This is a genomic window from Microseira wollei NIES-4236, assembly GCF_020521235.1.
Taxonomy (GTDB): domain Bacteria; phylum Cyanobacteriota; class Cyanobacteriia; order Cyanobacteriales; family Aerosakkonemataceae; genus Microseira; species Microseira wollei.
Genome location: NZ_BLAY01000010.1, coordinates 1 through 19,571 on the forward strand (window position 1 = coordinate 1; position 19,571 = coordinate 19,571).

The following is a 19,571-nucleotide window of genomic DNA, read 5'->3' on the forward strand; positions in this document are numbered from 1 at the left end:
ATGGCTGTGGTGGTATAGAGACAGGAGGGAGCATGTATATCAACTCTGGGGCGGGAAGCCAATCAGAAAACCCTTCTGAGTTTGATGTCTATCAGTTTCCCCTGAGTGGCTACAGTCGATCCAATCTCCCCAATCAGCCAGGAATTACCACGATTTTCTCAGACGACAAGACACCAATGCGGGATTCTCATGGCATGATTGCTGTTGGGGAATACCTGTGGGTAGCGGATCGGGGTTTGAATCTGATTGAGGTGTTTGATGTTACTTCAAATAATCGAGTCAATACTATCGATCTCATAGGCGAGACTCCCGATTTGATCGATATTTCTCCTGATGGTAATCAAGTCTATATCTCTCTCAGAGGGCCTAATCCCCTCAGCGGATCTGCCCATGTTGCTGCTGGGACTACTCCTGGACTGATGGTGATTGATGTCCTAGAAGGGGGTAAAACAGGACTGATAAAAGGAGTCATTCCTATTAGCAACATAGATCGAGGTATTGAACGAGCAGATGGACATGGAATCCGTGTCCGGCAGATGCAGCGCGTTCCCGAATCCATTTCTACCCTCAGTCTCCTCGCTCTCGGCTCTCTAGGCGCAGGTTCAGTTTTGCAGCGCCAACAGAAGCAGAAATCAGCTATCAGCGTTACGGACAAAGTTTAAACGGAAGTTGCCCCTTTAGATCCTATTCCCGTGGCTGATAATAGGGACAACCTTGGCATGGCCCATCGGGGTTAACCGCGCAACGCAGGTAGGCGGAACGGGCATTAAATTGACAGGTAATATCGCCGATTAACTCACCTACGCCTTCGACGTATTGTACCTCTGGCGGCTGATGAGGCATTCGCAATGGCATCATGCTTGCTCGTTCCATCGCCAATCTTAGCTGTTCTCGCGCCCGTGTTTCTGCTTGACGCATGAACCACACGGACAACACTGGTGGGATTAAGCCAATGGTAAAAACAACGATCGTTTCTAACACTTTGCTTGATTGGGTAATTGGTAATTGGTAATTGCTAATTGCTAATTGCTAATGTTTATTTAATTGCGTTTAAACTGGCGATCGCATCATCCATAATTTATGATTTTCTGGTTTAAGTTTTGATTAAATTTCTGCATATAGATAGATAGACAATTTTAAAAATATGTGCTAGATTCTGTGGGAATTTTTGGGCAAGCTAGGCGCAATTGAGAAACAGGGAAGAAACGTTTCGCACTGGCGTTGAAAATATGGTGGATGTGTTGGGGATCCCATGGTCGAGGAGCGATTGTTTAGCCAAGATTATAGACTTGCAAATCGATGATGTCAATGCTGCGTCTGGCAAAAGTCAGTAGGGACAAGGCACGATCAATATTGTGGATTTTTTTAAGCTATTTGAATTGCCGTGCCACTATGCTGATTCGGACAGTAGGAATTTTCCCATTCTTGGTATGAGCGCGCATTACTCTTCTGGTTCCACCCCCAAGGCGCGTAACTGAGCCGCCAAACGTTCGGCTCGCTGGCGTTCTTGTTCGGCTCGCTGCCGTTGCAGTTCGGCTTGTTGTAGAGCCAATTCTTTCTGCTGTCGCTCTTGTTCTGCTCGTTCTTCCCCAGTTAGTAAAAGATTACCTTGGTCGTCCCACCAACGCAGCCAGGGTAATTCTGCATTCTGATATCTTCCCTGCCAAATACCTAACTCTACTCTCAAGGGAGGGATGGGATAATGACCTCGTTCATTTGCAGGTAATAGCTGATAACGACCTGCGATTAATTGATAAACCTCTACACTGGCGCGCGTCACCTCATAAATGCCGTAAAACGGGACGCGAATTGCTTGCTCGTACACCCAAAACTTACCAGGTTTTCTCGCCTCTTCTTGGTTAGGTGGAGGCGGAGGAGTTCTATCTCGTTCTTCCTCTCCATCCCCAGAAACAAATTCGAGGACAATTAAAGGCGCAACAATTTCTTGCCACATCACATAAGAACGCCGCATTTGACCGTTTAAAGTAGGCGGTACGTTCGGTACGTAGAACCAATCTGGTGCTTCTGCGCCTCTTTCTGGTGGGTCAGTTAAGCGCCAGTATATCCCACTATCTTGACCGATGCAGTATTGTCCATCTGGATGGATTTCCTGCAATTTTGACCCAATAGAATCGGTTAATAAAATACTCTGGGGATGTTCCTGAAAGTTTTTCACAAACCTGCCATCTTCCTCCGGCAACTGGGTATGGTCGGGAAGCGCGATTGATGTGAAGGTAGTGGAAGTCATAAGAACTCCGGGGTTAGGGTGCGTGACAAATTGTTCGAGATGGAACGGCGCTCAAGCGCCTACTACGAACGGAACGGAACTATGCGATCGCATTTTCTCCCATATCTCACGCACCCTACTATTTTAAACCGATTAGCTATTAGCCATTAGCCATTAACCATTAGCCATTAGCCATGAGCGACTAAGACTTAGGTTTATATGTCGATGCTACGTGCAATTCTTTCATTTGTTTTGCATCGACAGAGGAAGGTGCATTTGTTAGCAAACACCTGGCTTGCTGGGTCTTCGGAAATGCAATTACATCCCGAATCGATTCTTCTCCTGCTAATAACATTACCAATCGGTCTAAGCCGTAGGCAATGCCGCCGTGGGGTGGGGTGCCGTATTCAAATGCTTCTAATAAAAAGCCGAATTTGTTGTAAGCTTGCTCTTGGGATAATCCAATAGCTTCAAACACTCGCTCTTGTATTTCTCGCTGGTAAATCCGCAAGCTACCTCCGCCGACTTCTGTGCCGTTATAAACCAAATCGTAAGCTTGGGCGCGTGCGGTTTTGAGGTCGTTGATGTCTGAGGGATTGGGTGCGGTAAAGGGGTGGTGCAACGCTTCGAGGCGCTTTTCTTCGGCGTTCCACTCGAACATGGGAAAATCGGTTACCCAAAGTAAGTTAATTTTATTTTGGTCAACTAATCCCTGTTCGCGTGCGATAACTTGACGCAAGCGGTCTAAGGTTTTATTGACTATATCAGTTGGGCCTGCACCAAATAGTAATAAGTGACCTGCCGTCGCACCCGTGCGTTTGAGGATTTCTTGTTTTTGTGATTCGCTTAGGTTATCTTTAATCGCACCAATTGTGTCGATTTCGCCACCTTCGCGCACGCGGATATAGGCGAGTCCTTTTGCACCTGCTTCGCTGGCTTCTTTGAATAAGTCGCCGTCTGGTTTTATCCGCACGTTGGAGATAGTATCGTTCCCGCCGGGAATGGGTAAAATTTTGACAATCCCGCCGGAAGAAATCGCTCCCGAAAATACCTTGAACCCCGAATCTTTCAACAAGTCGGAAACGTTGACCAATTCTAACCCATACCGCGTATCCGGTTTATCGCAACCGTACCTTTCCATTGCTTCTGCATAAGTTATGCGCGGGAAAGGTCGAGGAATGTCAATCCCTTTGACTTGTTTGAAGATATAACTGACTAATTCTTCGTTGAGTTGGAGTACTTCTTCCTGAGACATGAAGCTCATTTCCATGTCCAGTTGAGTAAATTCTGGCTGTCTGTCGGCGCGCAAGTCTTCATCGCGGAAGCAACGGGCAATCTGATAGTATCTGTCTAAACCAGAAACCATTAACAACTGCTTGAATAATTGCGGTGATTGTGGTAATGCATACCACTCGCCCGGATTGGCTCGCGACGGAACGAGGTAGTCGCGCGCGCCTTCGGGTGTAGATTTGGTGAGGACGGGGGTTTCGACTTCGATAAAGCCTTTTTCGTCTTCCAGGAAGCGGCGCATCGCTTTGACGACTTGGTGGCGCAGTTGTAAGTTGGAATTCATCCGATCGCGCCGCAAATCCAAATACCGATATTTCAGCCGCAAGTCTTCCCGTACTGTTTCTGTCTCTGCCGTCGATACTTGGAAAGGCAATTGCTTGCCAACTGTATTTAGCAGTTCGATTTGATCTGCGTATATTTCGATCTCGCCCGTGGCTAACTTGGGATTGAGGGATTCTTCTGGACGTTGAGTGACGCGCCCGGTAATTTTTACGACATATTCGTTACGCAGATTTTCGGCTTTGGCGTAGGAGTCGGGGGTGCGTTGCGGATCGCTGACAATTTGGACAATACCTTCGCGATCGCGCAGATCCAAGAAAATCACGCCCCCATGATCGCGGCGACGATCCACCCATCCGCAAAGGGTAACGGTTTTTCCAATATCTTCGCTTCGGACTGTACCGCAATAATGGGTTCGCATAAGTAATGTATTTGGGTAGTAGGTAGTGGGTAGTTGGTAGTGGGATGGACTCCCTACAGTGAGAGTCGGATCTAGGATCCTAAAGCAAAACCTTTTGATTATCTAACATTATTGACATTGTTTTAATCACCAAAAAGGGGTGCGGCGTACCGCACCCCGACAAATTTGGGCTGGTGAGCAGGTGTGCAGGTGAGAAGGTGAGCAGGTGTGCAGAGGGGCAAGAGGAGAATTTGAATATACAATCTCACTGGCTCACCCACCGGGGCCCGAAGAGTTAAATTGTCTGTTTTTCTGACAGGTTATTGGTAAAACCCGCCCCTACATTTCTCACCCGCTCACCTGCTCACTCGCTCCCCTGCTTACCTACTTGCGGGGTGCTGTCAGCTTTTCCCAGGCGGCTTTGGCAGCCTCGCTTAAGCGATCGCCCCATTCTTTAACTTCATTTAAGATCGATTCCCAGTTTTTCTCGGCTTCCATCTGGATCAGTTTCATCGAGTATTCTACGCGATCGCGCTCCAGCAACAGTTGATTTTGTTCGAGGGTTTCCCTTGCTTTCCGCACCGCATCCAGATACGCATCCCGCGTCATCGTACCAACTGATTGCGCCGTTTCCGTCGCGGCGGCAGCTTCTGCTTGTGCCCGTTTTTTAATCGCGTCGATTAGTGCTTTGGTTTCGCGCTTGAGATCGTCGGATTCCCCCGCCATTTCTTTTTCTACCAGGGCGTCTGTCTGGGGGCTGATTTCTACAATCGCGGATTCTGTGTTAGGAGTTGGTTCTGTCATACTTTTTTCTCACCACTTAAAGAACTAATATCGAGAGCCAGACATTTGTTGCTCCAGTTTCAGCAATGCTTGAATGCGTGCTTCTGTGGAGGGATGGGTAGAGAACAATTGGAAAATAGATTCCCCTGAGAAGGGATTGATAATCAGAAGCGGCTCAAATGCTGGGTTTGCTTCGATTGGCATTTCCCTGGCACCGCTTTCTAAGCGTTGCAGCGCTCTAGCTAAGGCGCGCGGGTTACCAGTGAGTTTAGCAGCACCAGCGTCAGCAGCGAACTCTCTCGTGCGAGAGATTCCCATTTGAATCACGGTTGCCGCAATCGGTGCGAGGATGAAAGTCAACAGCAATCCGATGGGATTGGCACCTTGATTGCGATCTCGTCCTCCGGAAAACCACATGCCGTAGCTAGCCATTTGAGCCAAAATTGACACTCTCAGCTCTAAAGAGACTGAGATTCTGCGGACAGAGAAGGCAAGAGCCAAAGCCTAACTCTCGCTGCGGTCGTCAAACACCGCCTACCCAGTAAGCCTAAGTCTAAGCCTAGATTGCTGGCTACTTTACGCAAAATATTTGCAGAAGCATTCAGATCGGCATTAACAATCGAGCCGTTGGAAGAGCAATACAAGCCACGATATATACGCTTACCAGATGCTTTCCACCCTTCTGGCTTTTCGCCATACTTGGGCAGGGAGTCACCATCAAGAAAGCTGGCCTGAGAAGTGTAGGCTTCTTCAGTTTCTACAAATTTAATATCGTGCAAGCTACAAAGTTGCTTAAGTCGTTCCTTTAGTTTTCCCAAAGGCATTTGAACAAATTTCTGATTCTCGATTCGACCAAGATTACCGCTTTCCTTAAAGCCTTCGTTCCAGCCAATAACTAAAGTGCCGATCTGGTACTTCAAGCAGTGTTGAATAACAATCTTAGCCGCCTTATTGATCCCATCGCGCATTTGATGGTTGCGCTTGCGAGTAATCCTATCGAGCCATTTATCCCAATATCCCTCTGGCTTACCTTCTTTGCGAGTTGATACCTTTTTGTTCCACAATTGATTCATCGCCTTCATAGCACGAGCATCAATTAAAAAGGAGTTACCTAGATTATCGACACAGGCAGCGAGATTGTCGGCGGTTCCTAAGTCTATAGACAAAGCACGATTGATATCCAAATCGTGCTTTTCTTTTTTGATCTCGTAGGATAGCTCAAGATAAAATGCACCATTCTTGGGTAAGATGGTGAACTCTTTAACCGTTGAAACCTCGATATTAGAAGGCATGGGCAAGTAGAATTCCGATAACCCAAACCACCTTCTCACGGTTAATCCCAGAGAAAACTTCAAGCTACCATCAATAAGAACTGGCTTTTGACCACCAGAATTAGGATAGGTAACTTTGAACAGTTTTGAGCCTTTGAGATAGTTGGGCGGGCGTGGTCTAAAGTGCAGTTCGCCTTTAAAATATAAATCCCTCAACCCCTTAAAAGACTTGAATGCTTCTGCAACTGACATCAACGTTTGTTGCATGGGGGTTGAGGGTATTGATTGGGCAACCATTGATTTTGATACCGACGGTTCATAAATTAAATCAAATTTTCCAGATAGTAGTTTTCCTGTTTTGAAAAATATCTGTCTGGCGAAGTATACGCCGTTGTTGTACAACTTTCCCGATTGTTGGCACAAGTATTCAAGTATTGTCTTGGTTTGTTTGTCGGGATGGAGTAATATTTGTTGCACTCCAATTGCGTTTTTAGCTTTAGCCATCGTTGTTACTTTGGCGTTAGTTTGTTGGTTTTAATAATAATCGATCGCTGTAGTTATGTCAATTGGTTGAATTCGATAAATGTTGCAAAAAGTTGTCACTTTTGTAGAGCTAACAGTTTTGCTGTACTGAAAATCATCTCAGATAAATTCTGAGATACCACGGCGGTTAAAACCGCTCGTGTCGCTTTCCTCTCAGCTCTAAAGAGACTGAGTTTCCCGCTTCCCGTGTTTCTTATGAAATTGCACCGGCGATGGTAGCAGCAACGGCTTGGGTGAGCGTATCTCGATTGTAAATATGGCTGAGTTCGTGGGCAATGACGGCTTCGAGTTCATCCTCTGGCAGGATCTGCATAATGCCTTCAGTGACAGCAACGGCTGCGTGTTCCGGATCTCTTCCCGTGGCAAAGGCGTTAGCGGCTCTTGTGGGAACGATGTAAACTGCGGGCATGGGGAGGTTGGCGCGATCGCACAGTCTTTCCACCATTTGGTACAATCCGGGCGCTGCCCTTGGACTTACCGGCTGCGCCCCATAGGCAGCGATTGCTATTTTATCGCAGAAATACCAAGACCCCAGATTCGTCACCGCTGCCAGGACGATTCCCATGACGATACCTGTTGTCCCGCCAACGATCCAGTAGCTAATAGTAATCAGTAGCGCACTTAACAGACCCAATAAGGCAACGGTTTTAAATTGATTCATTCCAAAAACCTCCTTTTAATATCGTCGGCTTGACAGCCTCATCTATTCCACCGACGGGAGAGTATTTTGTTTAATTTTAAAACCTACTATTTTACTTTACACGGCGGAGAACTTCAACTCGCCGGTACGGATTTTCACACTTGTTACACAAAGCGTGGGTTATTAAGAAACATTTATGAAGCTAGATAAAATCTGATTGACAGGTCAATTCAGTGAAATTACGATTGCATCAATCGGCTTGGTGTGAAAATCAGTAAAACTGCGGTTTAATCGATCGCCAAGTCGCCAGGGTGCAGCAAATTAGATTCATTCACGCTCGCGCAGGGGCGAAACTGAGCATCGCGCGGCGCGAGACACTTTAACTCAACGATCTGGTAGAAAAATGAAATCTTGATTCAGAATCTACCCAGAAAATTTGATTCGGCGGTATGAAAAATTAACTAGACAAAAAAATTGCGTGAAATTACGATAGGCGCAAGCCGAGCGGAAAAAATAAGTATAAATACGGAGAAAACGCTGTCTGATTCCGAGCGATCGCAGAAGTTGCTTCGTAAAGAACAAGTTAGGAATTAAAGCTTCAACCTTGACTGGCATTGATACACAAGTTTTGAGAGGAGGTTTACCAATGAGCAATAGAACCGAATTTGCGCCCACAGAAAACCTGGGGCTGTTAAAACAAGAACTCGAGCGAGCTACGCAAGCTAAATATGCCCCCCTCTCCTTGGCTCAAGAGCGATTGTGGTTCCACGAGCAATCAGTACCTGGCAGTTCGATATACAACATTCCAGTCGCTTATACCTTGACGGGTAGGCTCAACTTGACAGCACTGGAGCAGAGCTTGCGGGAAATTGTGCAACGCCATGAAGTTCTGCGAACAACTTTTTCGATAGTAAATGGGCAACCGATTCAGCTCATCTCCCCAGAGGTAGAGGTAACGCTGCCACTGGTAGACCTGCAAAAACTGCCGCCCCAACAGCGACAGGCGCAAGCGCAGCAGTTGGCACAAGAGGAAGCGCAGCAACCCTTTGACCTGATAAGTGGGCCGTTATGCCGCTTCAAACTGCTGCGAAAGGAGGAAGGGGAACACTTATTGCTGGTGACAGTACACCACATAATTTCTGACCGCTGGTCTTTGGTTATATTTATGCAGGAACTGGCGACACTTTACGAAGCATTTTTGAGCCAAAAGTCCTCGCCACTTGCCGATCTACCCAAACAGTATGCAGATTTTGCGATTTCCCAGCGAGAGTGGATAGAAGGTAAAAAGTGGGAGTCGCAGCTAGCTTACTGGCAGCAGCAGTTGACAGGGAACGTCCCCCCGTTAGAGTTACCGATTGATCAAGAGCGACCTTTAATACCAACTTACCGAGGGGCGCGTCAATCTGTGACGATCGGCAAGAAGGTAACAGAAGAACTGAAGAAATTGAGCGCGAGGGAAGAAACGACTCTGTTCATGACCCTGCTGGCTGCATTTCAAATGCTGCTCTACCAATATACAAAGCAGGAAGACATGCTGATATGTTCCCCGATTGCCGGTCGTCATCGCTTCCAGACTAAAGATTTGATCGGCTATTTCATTAATATAGTGCCGCTGCGTACAAACCTGGGAGGCGACCCAAATTTTGGCGAGATATTGGGTCAAGTGCGCCAAGTTGTATTGGGAGCATATAGAAACCTGGATCTGCCTTTTCAAGCGATCGCAGATTTGCCAAATTTAGCACGCACCCCCCTAACTCGCGGTTTTTTTGCCCTGCAACCTGCTGCAAGTCAAACTCCCGATCTGCCTGGTGTAAAAGTTAGTTTCCAGGATATCCCCAACGGGACAGCCAATTTTGATTTTTCCCTATGTTTGGAAGAGACGGGAGAAACTCTGACTGGGTTTGTAGATTACAAAATTGACCTGTTCGATGGGACTACCATCACCCAGATGTTAGAGCATTTTCAGAGGTTGTTGGAAAGCTTGGTTGCCGATCGGGAGCAACGCCTCTCGTCCCTGCCGTCCTTGAGAGAAACACAACTCGTACCGCCCAAGAAAACAGAGTTGGAAGCCACATATGTAGCGCCTCAGAAAGAGATAGAGCGCACCATTGCTATTGTCTGGCAAGAAGTACTGCAAATAGAAAAAGTTGGGATTCACCACAACTTTTTCGACCTCGGCGGTCAGTCACTGGCAATAGCGCGAGTCGTCGGCAAACTGCAAGAAATTTTTCACAGAAAAATATCGGTGGTGGACTTATTTCAATATCCCACCATCAGCGCCATGTCCCAATATCTCAGCCAGGAAGATCGGGGGACAACAGCTTTGAAGCAGATCCAGAACAATGCTCAACGGCAAAAACAAGCGATCGCACGGCGCAAACAACTGATGCAGCAAAGGACATCGACCCATTAACTATGAAAAAATTACTGACGGGTTTGGCTAGTTTAACCTTAGTCGTTGGTAGTCTCGAACCTGTGAAAGCAGCCGTAATCGTTCTCGAACCCACAGCCGGACCTCTTTCTATCTACGATACTGGTGGCATCCTCAACTACAGCCCTCCAGGTCTCGACTGCACGCGTGCTAGCCTACCCAACATCCCAACTGATAGACCCTTCTACATGGGAGGACTGGAAGTAGCCCCCGACGGCAGCGGCGTTTTCGTCACTCAGTCGAATAATATTCCTTGTAATGACTTTTTTGACCATCCCAGTACCCTGAACCGATTGATTAAATCCACGGGTCTTGGCACTGCCAGTCAGGTTGGACCAATCCTGGAAGCCGGAAATAATGGCACCTGGGGAAATGACTTAACGTTGGGTCCTGAAGGGCTGTATTACATTGCAACAAACAAGGGCGTTTGGGGTTTCGACCCGGCAGGAGGGTCACCAAGGCAATTTGCTGGCGGGGAAACCATCTGGACAGCCAGTGGTTTGACCTTCACTCCAGACGGAAACACAGCTATTTTATCTTCCGATTGGCCGAAAGGTCTGTGGAGCGTTCCCAAGGGTGGCAGTATCAATAATCTTGGGCGGCTGATTCCGGTAGTACCCCAAGAAGCCTGGGACGATCACGTGGTGACAAAAGACGGCAAGCTCTTGATGATGGGTGATAACGCGAGTGAGCTGATTGAAGTATTGCCTGACGGTCGCCTCGAAGATGTTTTCAGGTTCCGCGACTATATAGATGTGCGTTCATACTTTAGAGGTAATAGTTATGGTTCGAGAGGGACTGTCGATCCCATAACAGGTGACATCTTCTATGCAGTAAGTTTTGAGAGTCCTTCATCGTCAATTATCCGCATCAAGTCGGATTTTAGCGGTGCCACCCCCTTCGCTACCGGATTTGCCGAAGACCTACGAGATTTGGATTTCGGGCCATCCAGTTCGGGTGGAACAGGTGCAATCAGTCTCTACGTATCAGAAAATAACCGAGCGACAGGTGTTGGTACTATCTATGAAATCGGCGTGGGGACAACTGCAGTCCCCGAACCATCTGAGACTATTCTGGGGTCAATTATGGTTCTGGGATTTGGAGTTTTGTTTAAACGAAAGCTCTCTAAAAAACAGAAGAAATTAAAAAAATAATCATAATTAAAAATATTAATACAAAAGAAATAGTGCCTAGATAGCAAAATAAGTAAAAAAAATAAGCTTCACTCAACAAGACAATAAAAAAGGAAAAATAATGGATAACTTAGAAACATTTGAATCAATAGAACCTATAGCTATTATCGGGATGTCGGGTCGCTTTCCAGGGGCGAAAAATGTTGAGGAGTTTTGGCAGAATCTCTGCAACAGTGTCGAGTCTATTTCATTTTTTAGCGATGAAGAGTTAGCAGCGGCAGGTGTAGACCGAGCTTTGCTGAACAACCCCAACTATGTCAAAGCGAATGCGGTTTTAGAAGACATCGAGATGTTTGACGCTGCGTTCTTTGGTTTTACGCCAAGGGAAGCGCAAGCGATGGACCCGCAACAGCGTCTTTTACTAGAGTGTGCGTGGAATGCTCTAGAAAATGCTGGCTACGACTCGCAAACATACCCAGGTCGGATCGGCATCTATGCGGGTAGCTCTATGAGTAGTTACTTGTATAGAAACCTTAGTTCCAATCCGGATCTGCTCAAGTTGGTAGATTTCGATTGGCTCCAGCAACAAGACCCAATTTCGCTAGGTAACGATCGCGATTACCTCACAACGCGCATTTCCTATAAGCTGGGCTTAACTGGGCCGAGCATGAGCATCAATACCGCCTGCTCTACCTCATTGGTCGCCGTGCATATAGCCTGTCAAAGCTTGCTGAATTATCAATGCGAGATGGCATTGGCAGGTGGGGTTTCGATCCAAGTTCCCCAAAAAGCGGGTTATTTGTACAGAGAAGGCGGCATCGCTTCCCCCGACGGACACTGCCGCACTTTTGATGCTAAAGCACAAGGCACGCTGTTCTGTAGTGGTTTGGGTCTGGTTTTGCTGAAGCGATTAGAAGATGCTCTGGCAGACGGGGACTATATTTATGCCGTTATCAAGGGTTCGGCGATTAATAACGACGGGACGCAGAAAGTAAGCTACACGGCTCCCAGCGTAGATGGGCAAGTAGGGGTAATTACTGAGGCGCTAGCAGTTGCCGGTGTCTCGCCGGAAACTATTTCTTATATGGAAGCCCACGGAACTGGTACTGCTTTGGGCGATCCGATTGAAGTAGCGGCAATGACGCAAGCGTTTCGCGCCAGTACCGATAAAAAAGGCTTCTGTGCAATTGGTTCGGTTAAACCCAACGTGGGTCACCTAAATCGCGCCGCCGGTATCGCCAGTCTGATCAAAACGGTAATGGCGCTCAAACACCAGCTGATTCCACCAAGTTTGAACTACGAGCAGCCTAATCCAAATCTCGACTTTGCCAACAGTCCCTTTTTCGTCAATACAACCCTGCGCCAATGGCAAGCTAATGGCACACCTCGCCGTGCTGGGGTAACTTCCTTGGGATTTGGTGGCACAAATGCCCATGCTGTTCTAGAAGAAGCTCCAGTGACGGAACCTTCCGATGCTTTTAGAACTTGGCAATTACTGCTGCTTTCGGCTAAAACCGATTCTGCCTTGGAAGCGGCGACGAAAAATTTAGCCGCACACCTGAAGCAGCATCCGGATCTGAATTTGGCTGATGTCGCTTATACCTTGCAAGTGGGGCGTCGGGGTTTTAATCATCGGCGGATGTTGGTTTGCCGCGATTTGGCAGATGCTGTAACTACCCTGGAAACTTTAGATCCGAAACGGATTGTTACACAGTTGCAGGAGCCGAAGGAACGATCTGTCGCCTTCATGTTTTCCGGGCAGGGGTCGCAGTATGTCAATATGGCTCTGGAACTGTACCAACTTGAGCCGACTTTCCGCGAACAAATCGATCTCTGTGCGGAAATTCTCCAACCTTATTTAGGTTCACACCGGAGATTAGGGGAGGCAGAGCCTCCCGGATGTCGTTCCCAGGTTGAACCTGGGAACGAGAGGAACGAGATGATCGATTTGCGGGATCTGCTCTATCCCGCCGAAGAAAAAGCCCAGGAGGCGGCTGAGCTACTCAAACAAACTTCTATGACTCAGCCAGCGCTGTTTGCGATCGAGTACGCTTTGGCTAAGTTGTGGATGTCGTGGGGAATACATCCCGCCGCGACGATCGGGCATAGTATCGGCGAATACGTCGCCGCTTGTATTGCAGGCGTGTTCTCCCTGGAAGATGCTTTATCTCTGGTTGCGGCACGGGGGAAGATGATGCAGCAGATGCCTCCAGGGTCGATGATCGCCGTTCCTCTTTCAGAACGGGAATTGCAACCTTATCTGGGTAACAATCTTTCCCTCGCTTTAATTAACGGCCCATCTCGCTGCGTGGTTTCGGGTACTGGGGAAGCTATCGATGGGTTAGAGAAGCAACTAGCCGCCCAAGGCGTGGAAGGTCGCCGCCTCCATACTTCCCATGCTTTCCATTCCGAAATGATGGAACCAGTGCTGGATTCTTTCGCAGAACTGGTTAAAAAAGTAACTCTTAATCCCCCGGAAATTCCTTACGTTTCCAACGTTACGGGGACTTGGATTACAGATGAACAGGCAACCGATCCGAATTATTGGGCAAAACACCTGCGCCAAACTGTGCGCTTTGCTGAAGGTCTGCAACAGTTGTTCCAAGATGCGGATCAAATCCTGCTGGAAGTTGGCCCTGGGCGGACTTTGTCTACGTTAGCGCTACAGCATCCAGAGAAGCCATCTGAGCAAGTGGTGCTGACTTCGGTGCGCCATCCGCAAGATAGTCAATCGGATCAGGGTTTCTTGCTCAATACCTTGGGTAAACTTTGGCTGGCTGGGGTACAGGTGGATTGGTCGGGATTTTACGAACGCGAACGTCGTCACCGCTTGCCCTTGCCGACTTATGCCTTCGATTTCAAACGCCATTGGATTGAAGCGAATGAAGTTTCGATTCATAAAACCCAAGTTTTGTCAAGGGCGATAGGCAAAAATCTTCACCCGCTTTTGGGTCAAAAGTTGTCCCTCGCGGGGACTGAGGATATTAGTTTCGAGGCGCTTCTTAGCCTTGATTGGCAAGCTTTTCTGAAGCACCATCGCTTCTTTGAGACTGCGATCCTGCCAGCTTCGGGTTATCTGGAAATGGCTTTGGCTGCTGGCGCGGCGGCGTTAAAGTCCGATCGGCTATTGGTAGAAGACTTGGTGATTCACCAAGCACTGGTGCTACCAGAAGATGAGGTTAAAACTGTGCAGTTAATTTTGTCCCCAATTGGGGATAAAATGTACTCATTCCGCATTTTTAGCTTTACTGAGGATGAAAGTGAGAATCCTGGGTGGATGCTTCATGCTTGCGGGCGAGTTTTGGTGGCAGATGAAGATGCGTCTAGGGTTGACTTAGCTGGTTTACAAGCGCAGTGCGGTGAAGAGTTAGCGATCGCATCCTACTACCAAAACCTACAAGCGCGTGGCCTCAATTACGATCGCTTGTTCCAAGGGATTGAAAAACTCATGGTTTCCCATTCCACCAACGGTAACGGTGGGGGCAGTATAAGTGCCTTAGCTCAAATCCGATTACCAGAAGAATTAGTTGCCACAGCTTCTGACTACCAGATTCACCCTATCTTATTAGATGCTTCGTTCCAGCTTTTAGGCGTTGCTTTCCCCGATGACAAGCAATTTACCTATTCCCTAGTTGGGTTAGAACGCCTGCAAGTTTACCACCGTCCCGGCACTAGCTTGTGGAGTCAAGTTGTAGTGCATCCGGCGAAAGATTCGCAAACTATCAGCGCCGACTTGCATCTATTTTCCCCAGATGGACAGATAATCGCCAAAATCGAGGGAATCAAGCTGAAACGCCAGCGTTGCGAAGCCTGGCGCGAAGCTTGGCAGGATTGGTTATATGAAGTGGAATGGCGTCCTGTGGCTCAAACTGCGGAGGTTGCATGGGATTTAACGGCATCAAATCCGAGAAATTGGCTAATTTTGGCGGATAGTCAAGGAATCGGGCAGCAATTGGCGACCAAGCTGCGGTCGAAAGGAGAGATTTGTACCCTTGTCTTTGCAGGGAAACAGTACCAACAGTTATCTGAGCAAGAATTTAGCATCGATCCAACTAATAAAGCCGACTTTCAGCAACTGCTAGCAGCAGTGGGTAAAGAGGACAGGGAGACGCGGGGACATGGGGACACGGGGAGTGTCTCTCCACAACTCGACCCGTCTCCCCATCTCCGCGTCTTTGCGTCTCCCTTACACGGGGTGGTGCATTTGTGGAGTTTGGATGCAGTAGATGCAGAATCTTTAACGAGTGCAGACTTAGGGGTAGCTTCCCATCAAGGATGCGGTAGTACGCTTTCTTTAGTTCAATCTCTCGTTTGTGGATTGTCGGAATTGCCTTCGCTGTGGTTGGTGACGCGGGGTGCAGTACCGGCGGGGTGTAATATGCCGGGAGTGGCGCAATCTGCTTTGTGGGGAATGGGTAAGGTTATTGCTTTGGAACACCCAGAACTGCATTGCGTGCGGGTGGATTTAGATCCGAATTCACAGGGGAATGAGGCGCAAGAGTTATTTGAGGAAGTTTGGTTAAAGACTGCTGAAGATGAAATAGCTTGGCGCGATCGCATTCGTCAAGTATCCAGGTTAGTCCACAGTCACCAAACTAAAAATCCTCCCAAAAACATTACTTTCCGCGAGGATAGTACCTATCTAATTACCGGCGGTACGGGTGGTCTAGGTTTGCTGGTGGCTCGTTGGATGGTAGAAAAGGGAGCGAAGCATTTAGTACTGGTGGGCCGCAGCGGAAGCGGTCAAATTGAAGAGTTAGAGCAAATGGGTGCTGAAGTAGTTGTGGCAAAAGCCGATGTTACTCAGCCAGAAGAAGTTGCTCGGATAATCAGGGAAATTGAGCAGTCGCAACGACCTTTACGCGGAGTAATTCACGCCGCCGGGGTTGTGGATAACGGCACCCTGGCACAGCTAGACTGGCAACGCTTTGCCAAGGTATTGAATCCCAAGGTAGCAGGTGCTTGGAACCTCCACCTCTTGACTCAGAACCTGCCTTTAGACTTCTTTGTCATGTTCTCTTCTGTTGCCTCGCTGGTGGGTCATGCAGGTCAAGCCAACCATTCGGCTGCCAATGGGTTTCTCGATGCCTTAGCCTACCATCGTCGGTCTAAAAAGCTACCGGGATTGAGCATTAACTGGGGCAGTTGGTCGGAAGTCGGGGCAGTCGCCACGTCTCAAGCTGCCACCGATTATATGAAAGCACGGGGAATGGAAGCGATCGCTCCCCAACAAGGATTGCAGGTACTGGAAGAATTGTTGGGACAAAATGCGGCTCAAATTGGAGTGGTATCGGCGAATTGGTCGAAGTTCCTGGAGCAATTCCCCGCAGATGCTTACCCGCCTTTATTCTCCGACTTAGCTAAGGAGGCAAGGCAACAAGCAAAAGGCCAGCCAACGCGATTGCAAACTGCGGACTTGATGAATCAATTGCAGACAGCAACACCAGAAAAACAGCGGGAACTTTTGGTTGTTTATCTGCAAATTCAAGTCACAAAAGTTCTCGGAATCGATGCATCCAATCCGCCAGAAGCTCATTATTCATTGAACGAACTGGGACTTGATTCTCTAACTAATATCCAGTTACGGAATTGGATCAGGACTGACCTTAAGGTAGATTTGCCGATGAATAAGTTCGTTGTCGAAGCCAGCATCGATCAATTAGCAACTGCTTTGTGCGAGCAATTAGCTTTGGCGAACATCACCTTAACAGAAGCACCATCTGCTGACCTTAATGATGAAGAAGAAGAGGAAGTAATCAGACTATGAAACCGACTGAACTTTTGGTGGAATTATCCCAACGGGGTGTAAAGTTGTGGGTTGAAGATGACCAGCTTTGCATCAAGGCTCCCAAGGGTGTATTGACTGGGGAATTGCGCGATTCTCTAGTCGAACACAAACCAGAAATCCTGGCGTTGCTGCAAAAGTCTCTGAATGCCAACACCTCCAATCAAACTATATTGCCCATCTCGCGAGATGCAGATCTGCCCCTGTCCTTGGCTCAACAACGGCTGTGGTCGCTAGATCGCTTGGTTCCCGATACTTCGGTTTATAATCTCCCTCTAGCTTTTCGCCTTGAGGGTTCCCTCGATGTGGCGGCGATGGAAAAGAGCGTGGGAGAAATTGCCCGACGCCATGAAATCCTGCGAACCAAGTTTCCAGGAGTAGATGGAAAACCCGTGCAAAAGATTTCCTCGGCAACAACCTTTCACCTGCCAGTAATAGACCTGCAAAATCTCCCCCAAAATCAACGGGAAGTCCAAGCCACACAGATGGCTTCTAAAGAGGCTCAGCAGCCGTTTAATTTGGCAGAGGGGCCATTGTGGCGCGTCAAACTTCTGCGCCTAGCCGAAGAGGAACATTGGTTGTTGGTGACCCTGCACCACATTGTTGCCGATGGCTGGTCTTTAACTTTGTTCTTGCGAGAACTTTCAGCACACTACAAAGCATCACCCTTGCCCGAATTACCCATCCAATATGCTGACTTTGCCTCCTGGCATCGGCAGTGGGTGCAAGGTGAAGCTATCAAGTCTCAGCTAAACTACTGGCAGCAGCATCTGGGAGACAGCATTGCCCCACTCCACCTACCTGCCGACCGACCTGCATCAATTATCCAGACTTACCGAGGGGCAATTCAACGTTTAGTACTAGCCAAAAATCTCACCGATGACTTGAAGTCTCTCAGTCAGCGGGAAGGGGTGAGCTTATTCGTCACCCTGTTGATGGCGTTTAAAACATTGCTCAACCGATATACGGGGCAAGAAGACATCGTTGTCTGTTCTCCCGTTCTCGGTCGCAACCAATCGGAAATCGAGGGTTTAATTGGATACTTCAACAATATATTGCCGCTCCGTACCGACTTATCTGGCAACCCAAGTTTTCAGGATTTACTGCGTCGAGGAAGCCAAGTTACTACAGCAGCTTACGAACACCAAGACCTACCTTTTCAGGAATTGGCAGAGTTAGTTCGCACGCCGTTGAATCGAGTCATAGTTGGCTTACAGAAGGCTCCAGATCGGGTTCTAGATTTACCAGGCATCACCGCGAGTCGCCTCGATGTCCACCGAGGGATGGTTGATTTTGATTTGTCCCTATTCGTGGAAGAAAACGGGGACATTCTGACGGTGGTGATGGAGTACAAAACAGATTTATTCGATGGCACTACCATCTGCCAAATGTTGGAGAATTACCAGAATTTGCTGCAAAGCTTTGTTGTCGATACTCAACAGCAGATCTTGTCGCTTCCCCGCTTAAAGGGAACACAAACCGAGCGGCTAATTGATGAAAATGGTGTTTCAGATAGCTGCGATCAAGCGCAAAAACAAATCTTTGTTGCTCCCCGAAATGGGTTAGAAATTCAACTCATAAAAATTTGGGAGAAAGTTTTAGACATCCAGCCAATTGGTATTCGGGATAATTTTTTCTCCGATTTAGGAGGAACCTCGTTACTAGCGGTAAAACTGTTTGCGGAAATCGAGAAAGCCTTTAACAAAAACCTGCCCTTGTCAACCCTGCTTCAAGCACCAACCGTCGAGCAATTCGCTAACTTAATTAGCCAAGAAGAATGGTCGGGTTCGTGGTCTTCATTGGTACCGATTCAAACAGGTGGTTCTAAACCACCGCTGTTCTGCATTCATGCGGTAGGGGGTAACGTCCTTACCTACGTAGCTTTAGCGCGCCATTTGGGGTCGGATCAACCAGTTTATGGAATACAGGCGCAAGGGATTGATGGCAAAGGAACCTTCCACAATTCCCTGGAAGAAATGGCAGATCATTACATCAAAGCAATCCCTACTGTGCAACCCGAAGGCCCTTATTTTTTGGCAGGTCTTTCCGGTGGGGGCATCATTGCATTTGAGATGTCCCAGCAACTGGTCGCGCAAGGTGAGAAGGTAGCCTTGCTTGCTTTGTTTGATTCCTACAATCCCGAATACTTAAGAGCGCGTTGCATAGCCGATGACAAATACAGGACAGAGAATTTTTCAATTACAAGGTCTATCCTCGAAAGATTGGGCTGGTACTGGCAACTTCAAGCTCAGTTGAAGCGCGGTTTAAGAGTTTTGAGTCATTTTTCACAACTCGAACCTCAAGAAAAGTTGTCATATCTTCTGGAAAAGGCCAACAAGTTCAAGGAGAAAACTCAGCTGATGCTGGAGTTGATTGCCTACAAATTAGACCCGCGTCCGGGACGTTCCTTGCCTTACCTGATGCGAGAAGCAGCGATTACAAACACCTATAATAAGGTGGTGTTTAGCTACACGCCAAAAGTCTATCCAGGCAAAGTAACCCTCTTCCGCGCCAGTGAAAGCGTCTTTATTTCCAGCGAGGGAGGCGATAGCGACGAATTAGGCTGGGACAAAGTTGCTGCCGGTGGATTGGAGATTCATAAGGTTCCCGGCGATCACACTAGCCTAGTTGCAGAACCTCATGTCCGGGTATTAGCCCCAAAATTGAAGGCTTGTATAGATCGCTCTGTTAACCCAGCACACCAGTCTAGCTGTTTGATCTGATCAACTACCAGTTGAATGCTTGCCCAGTCGTTGCAGCATTTGGTATAAAGAGGGCGCAATGCTTGC

General features: G+C 47.9%; 10 protein-coding genes and 2 pseudogenes. 5 read left to right on the forward strand and 7 right to left on the reverse strand.

Annotation, left to right across the window (positions count from 1 at the left end; genetic code table 11):
- The coding region (locus tag MiSe_RS04770; protein WP_226575453.1) for a YncE family protein at positions 1-662 on the forward strand (662 nt) is incomplete at its 5' end.
- A gap of 22 nt (positions 663-684) precedes the next feature.
- Here the strand turns inward: MiSe_RS04770 and MiSe_RS04775 are convergent.
- From MiSe_RS04775 to MiSe_RS04805, 7 genes and pseudogenes are all read right to left on the reverse strand, one after another.
- Complete coding sequence (locus tag MiSe_RS04775) at positions 685-981, reverse strand: DUF6464 family protein (protein ID WP_226575456.1); 297 nt, start codon at positions 979-981, stop codon at positions 685-687.
- A 460-nt stretch (positions 982-1,441) separates the two neighbouring features.
- Positions 1,442-2,248: a Uma2 family endonuclease gene (locus tag MiSe_RS04780; protein ID WP_226575458.1), complete on the reverse strand. Its 807-nt coding sequence runs from the start codon at positions 2,246-2,248 to the stop codon at positions 1,442-1,444.
- Positions 2,249-2,429: 181 nt separating this feature from the next.
- Positions 2,430-4,217, reverse strand: a complete 1,788-nt coding sequence (gene aspS / locus MiSe_RS04785; RefSeq protein WP_226575466.1) for an aspartate--tRNA ligase — start codon at positions 4,215-4,217, stop codon at positions 2,430-2,432.
- Between the two features lie 363 nt (positions 4,218-4,580).
- Positions 4,581-5,000: a hypothetical protein gene (locus MiSe_RS04790; RefSeq protein WP_226575468.1), complete on the reverse strand. Its 420-nt coding sequence runs from the start codon at positions 4,998-5,000 to the stop codon at positions 4,581-4,583.
- 24 nt (positions 5,001-5,024) lie between these two features.
- A pseudogene (locus MiSe_RS04795) lies at positions 5,025-5,429 on the reverse strand (M48 family metalloprotease); the annotation flags it as partial.
- A gap of 8 nt (positions 5,430-5,437) precedes the next feature.
- Entirely contained in the window at positions 5,438-6,754 is a 1,317-nt protein-coding gene (locus MiSe_RS04800) for an RNA-guided endonuclease InsQ/TnpB family protein (protein ID WP_226575472.1), read from the reverse strand.
- Positions 6,755-6,989: 235 nt separating this feature from the next.
- A pseudogene (locus tag MiSe_RS04805) lies at positions 6,990-7,454 on the reverse strand (M48 family metalloprotease); the annotation flags it as partial.
- A 625-nt stretch (positions 7,455-8,079) separates the two neighbouring features.
- Here MiSe_RS04805 and MiSe_RS04810 point away from each other — a divergent pair.
- From MiSe_RS04810 to MiSe_RS04825, 4 genes are all read left to right on the forward strand, one after another.
- Entirely contained in the window at positions 8,080-9,846 is a 1,767-nt protein-coding gene (locus tag MiSe_RS04810) for a condensation domain-containing protein (RefSeq protein ID WP_226575476.1), read from the forward strand.
- Between the two features lie 2 nt (positions 9,847-9,848).
- The gene (locus MiSe_RS04815; RefSeq protein ID WP_226575478.1) at positions 9,849-11,018 is read left to right on the forward strand and encodes a PEP-CTERM sorting domain-containing protein; all 1,170 of its coding nucleotides are present in this window, start codon (positions 9,849-9,851) and stop codon (positions 11,016-11,018) included.
- A gap of 100 nt (positions 11,019-11,118) precedes the next feature.
- Positions 11,119-16,764, forward strand: coding sequence for a type I polyketide synthase (locus MiSe_RS04820; protein WP_226575480.1), 5,646 nt, complete (start codon positions 11,119-11,121; stop codon positions 16,762-16,764).
- The gene (locus MiSe_RS04825; protein ID WP_226575482.1) at positions 16,761-19,505 is read left to right on the forward strand and encodes a condensation domain-containing protein; all 2,745 of its coding nucleotides are present in this window, start codon (positions 16,761-16,763) and stop codon (positions 19,503-19,505) included. The genes MiSe_RS04820 and MiSe_RS04825 overlap by 4 nt, the downstream gene beginning before the upstream one ends.
- The last annotated feature ends 66 nt before the right edge of the window (positions 19,506-19,571 follow it).

Excerpts from the sequence above, each read along its gene's own strand:
- MiSe_RS04780 (WP_226575458.1), bottom strand. The coding sequence starts at position 2,248 with ATGACTTCCACTACCTTCACATCAATCGCGCTTCCCGACCATACCCAG.
- aspS (WP_226575466.1), bottom strand. The coding sequence starts at position 4,217 with ATGCGAACCCATTATTGCGGTACAGTCCGAAGCGAAGATATTGGAAAA.
- MiSe_RS04790 (WP_226575468.1), bottom strand. The coding sequence starts at position 5,000 with ATGACAGAACCAACTCCTAACACAGAATCCGCGATTGTAGAAATCAGC.
- MiSe_RS04800 (WP_226575472.1), bottom strand. The coding sequence starts at position 6,754 with ATGGCTAAAGCTAAAAACGCAATTGGAGTGCAACAAATATTACTCCAT.
- MiSe_RS04810 (WP_226575476.1), top strand. The coding sequence starts at position 8,080 with ATGAGCAATAGAACCGAATTTGCGCCCACAGAAAACCTGGGGCTGTTA.
- MiSe_RS04815 (WP_226575478.1), top strand. The coding sequence starts at position 9,849 with ATGAAAAAATTACTGACGGGTTTGGCTAGTTTAACCTTAGTCGTTGGT.
- MiSe_RS04820 (WP_226575480.1), top strand. The coding sequence starts at position 11,119 with ATGGATAACTTAGAAACATTTGAATCAATAGAACCTATAGCTATTATC.
- MiSe_RS04825 (WP_226575482.1), top strand. The coding sequence starts at position 16,761 with ATGAAACCGACTGAACTTTTGGTGGAATTATCCCAACGGGGTGTAAAG.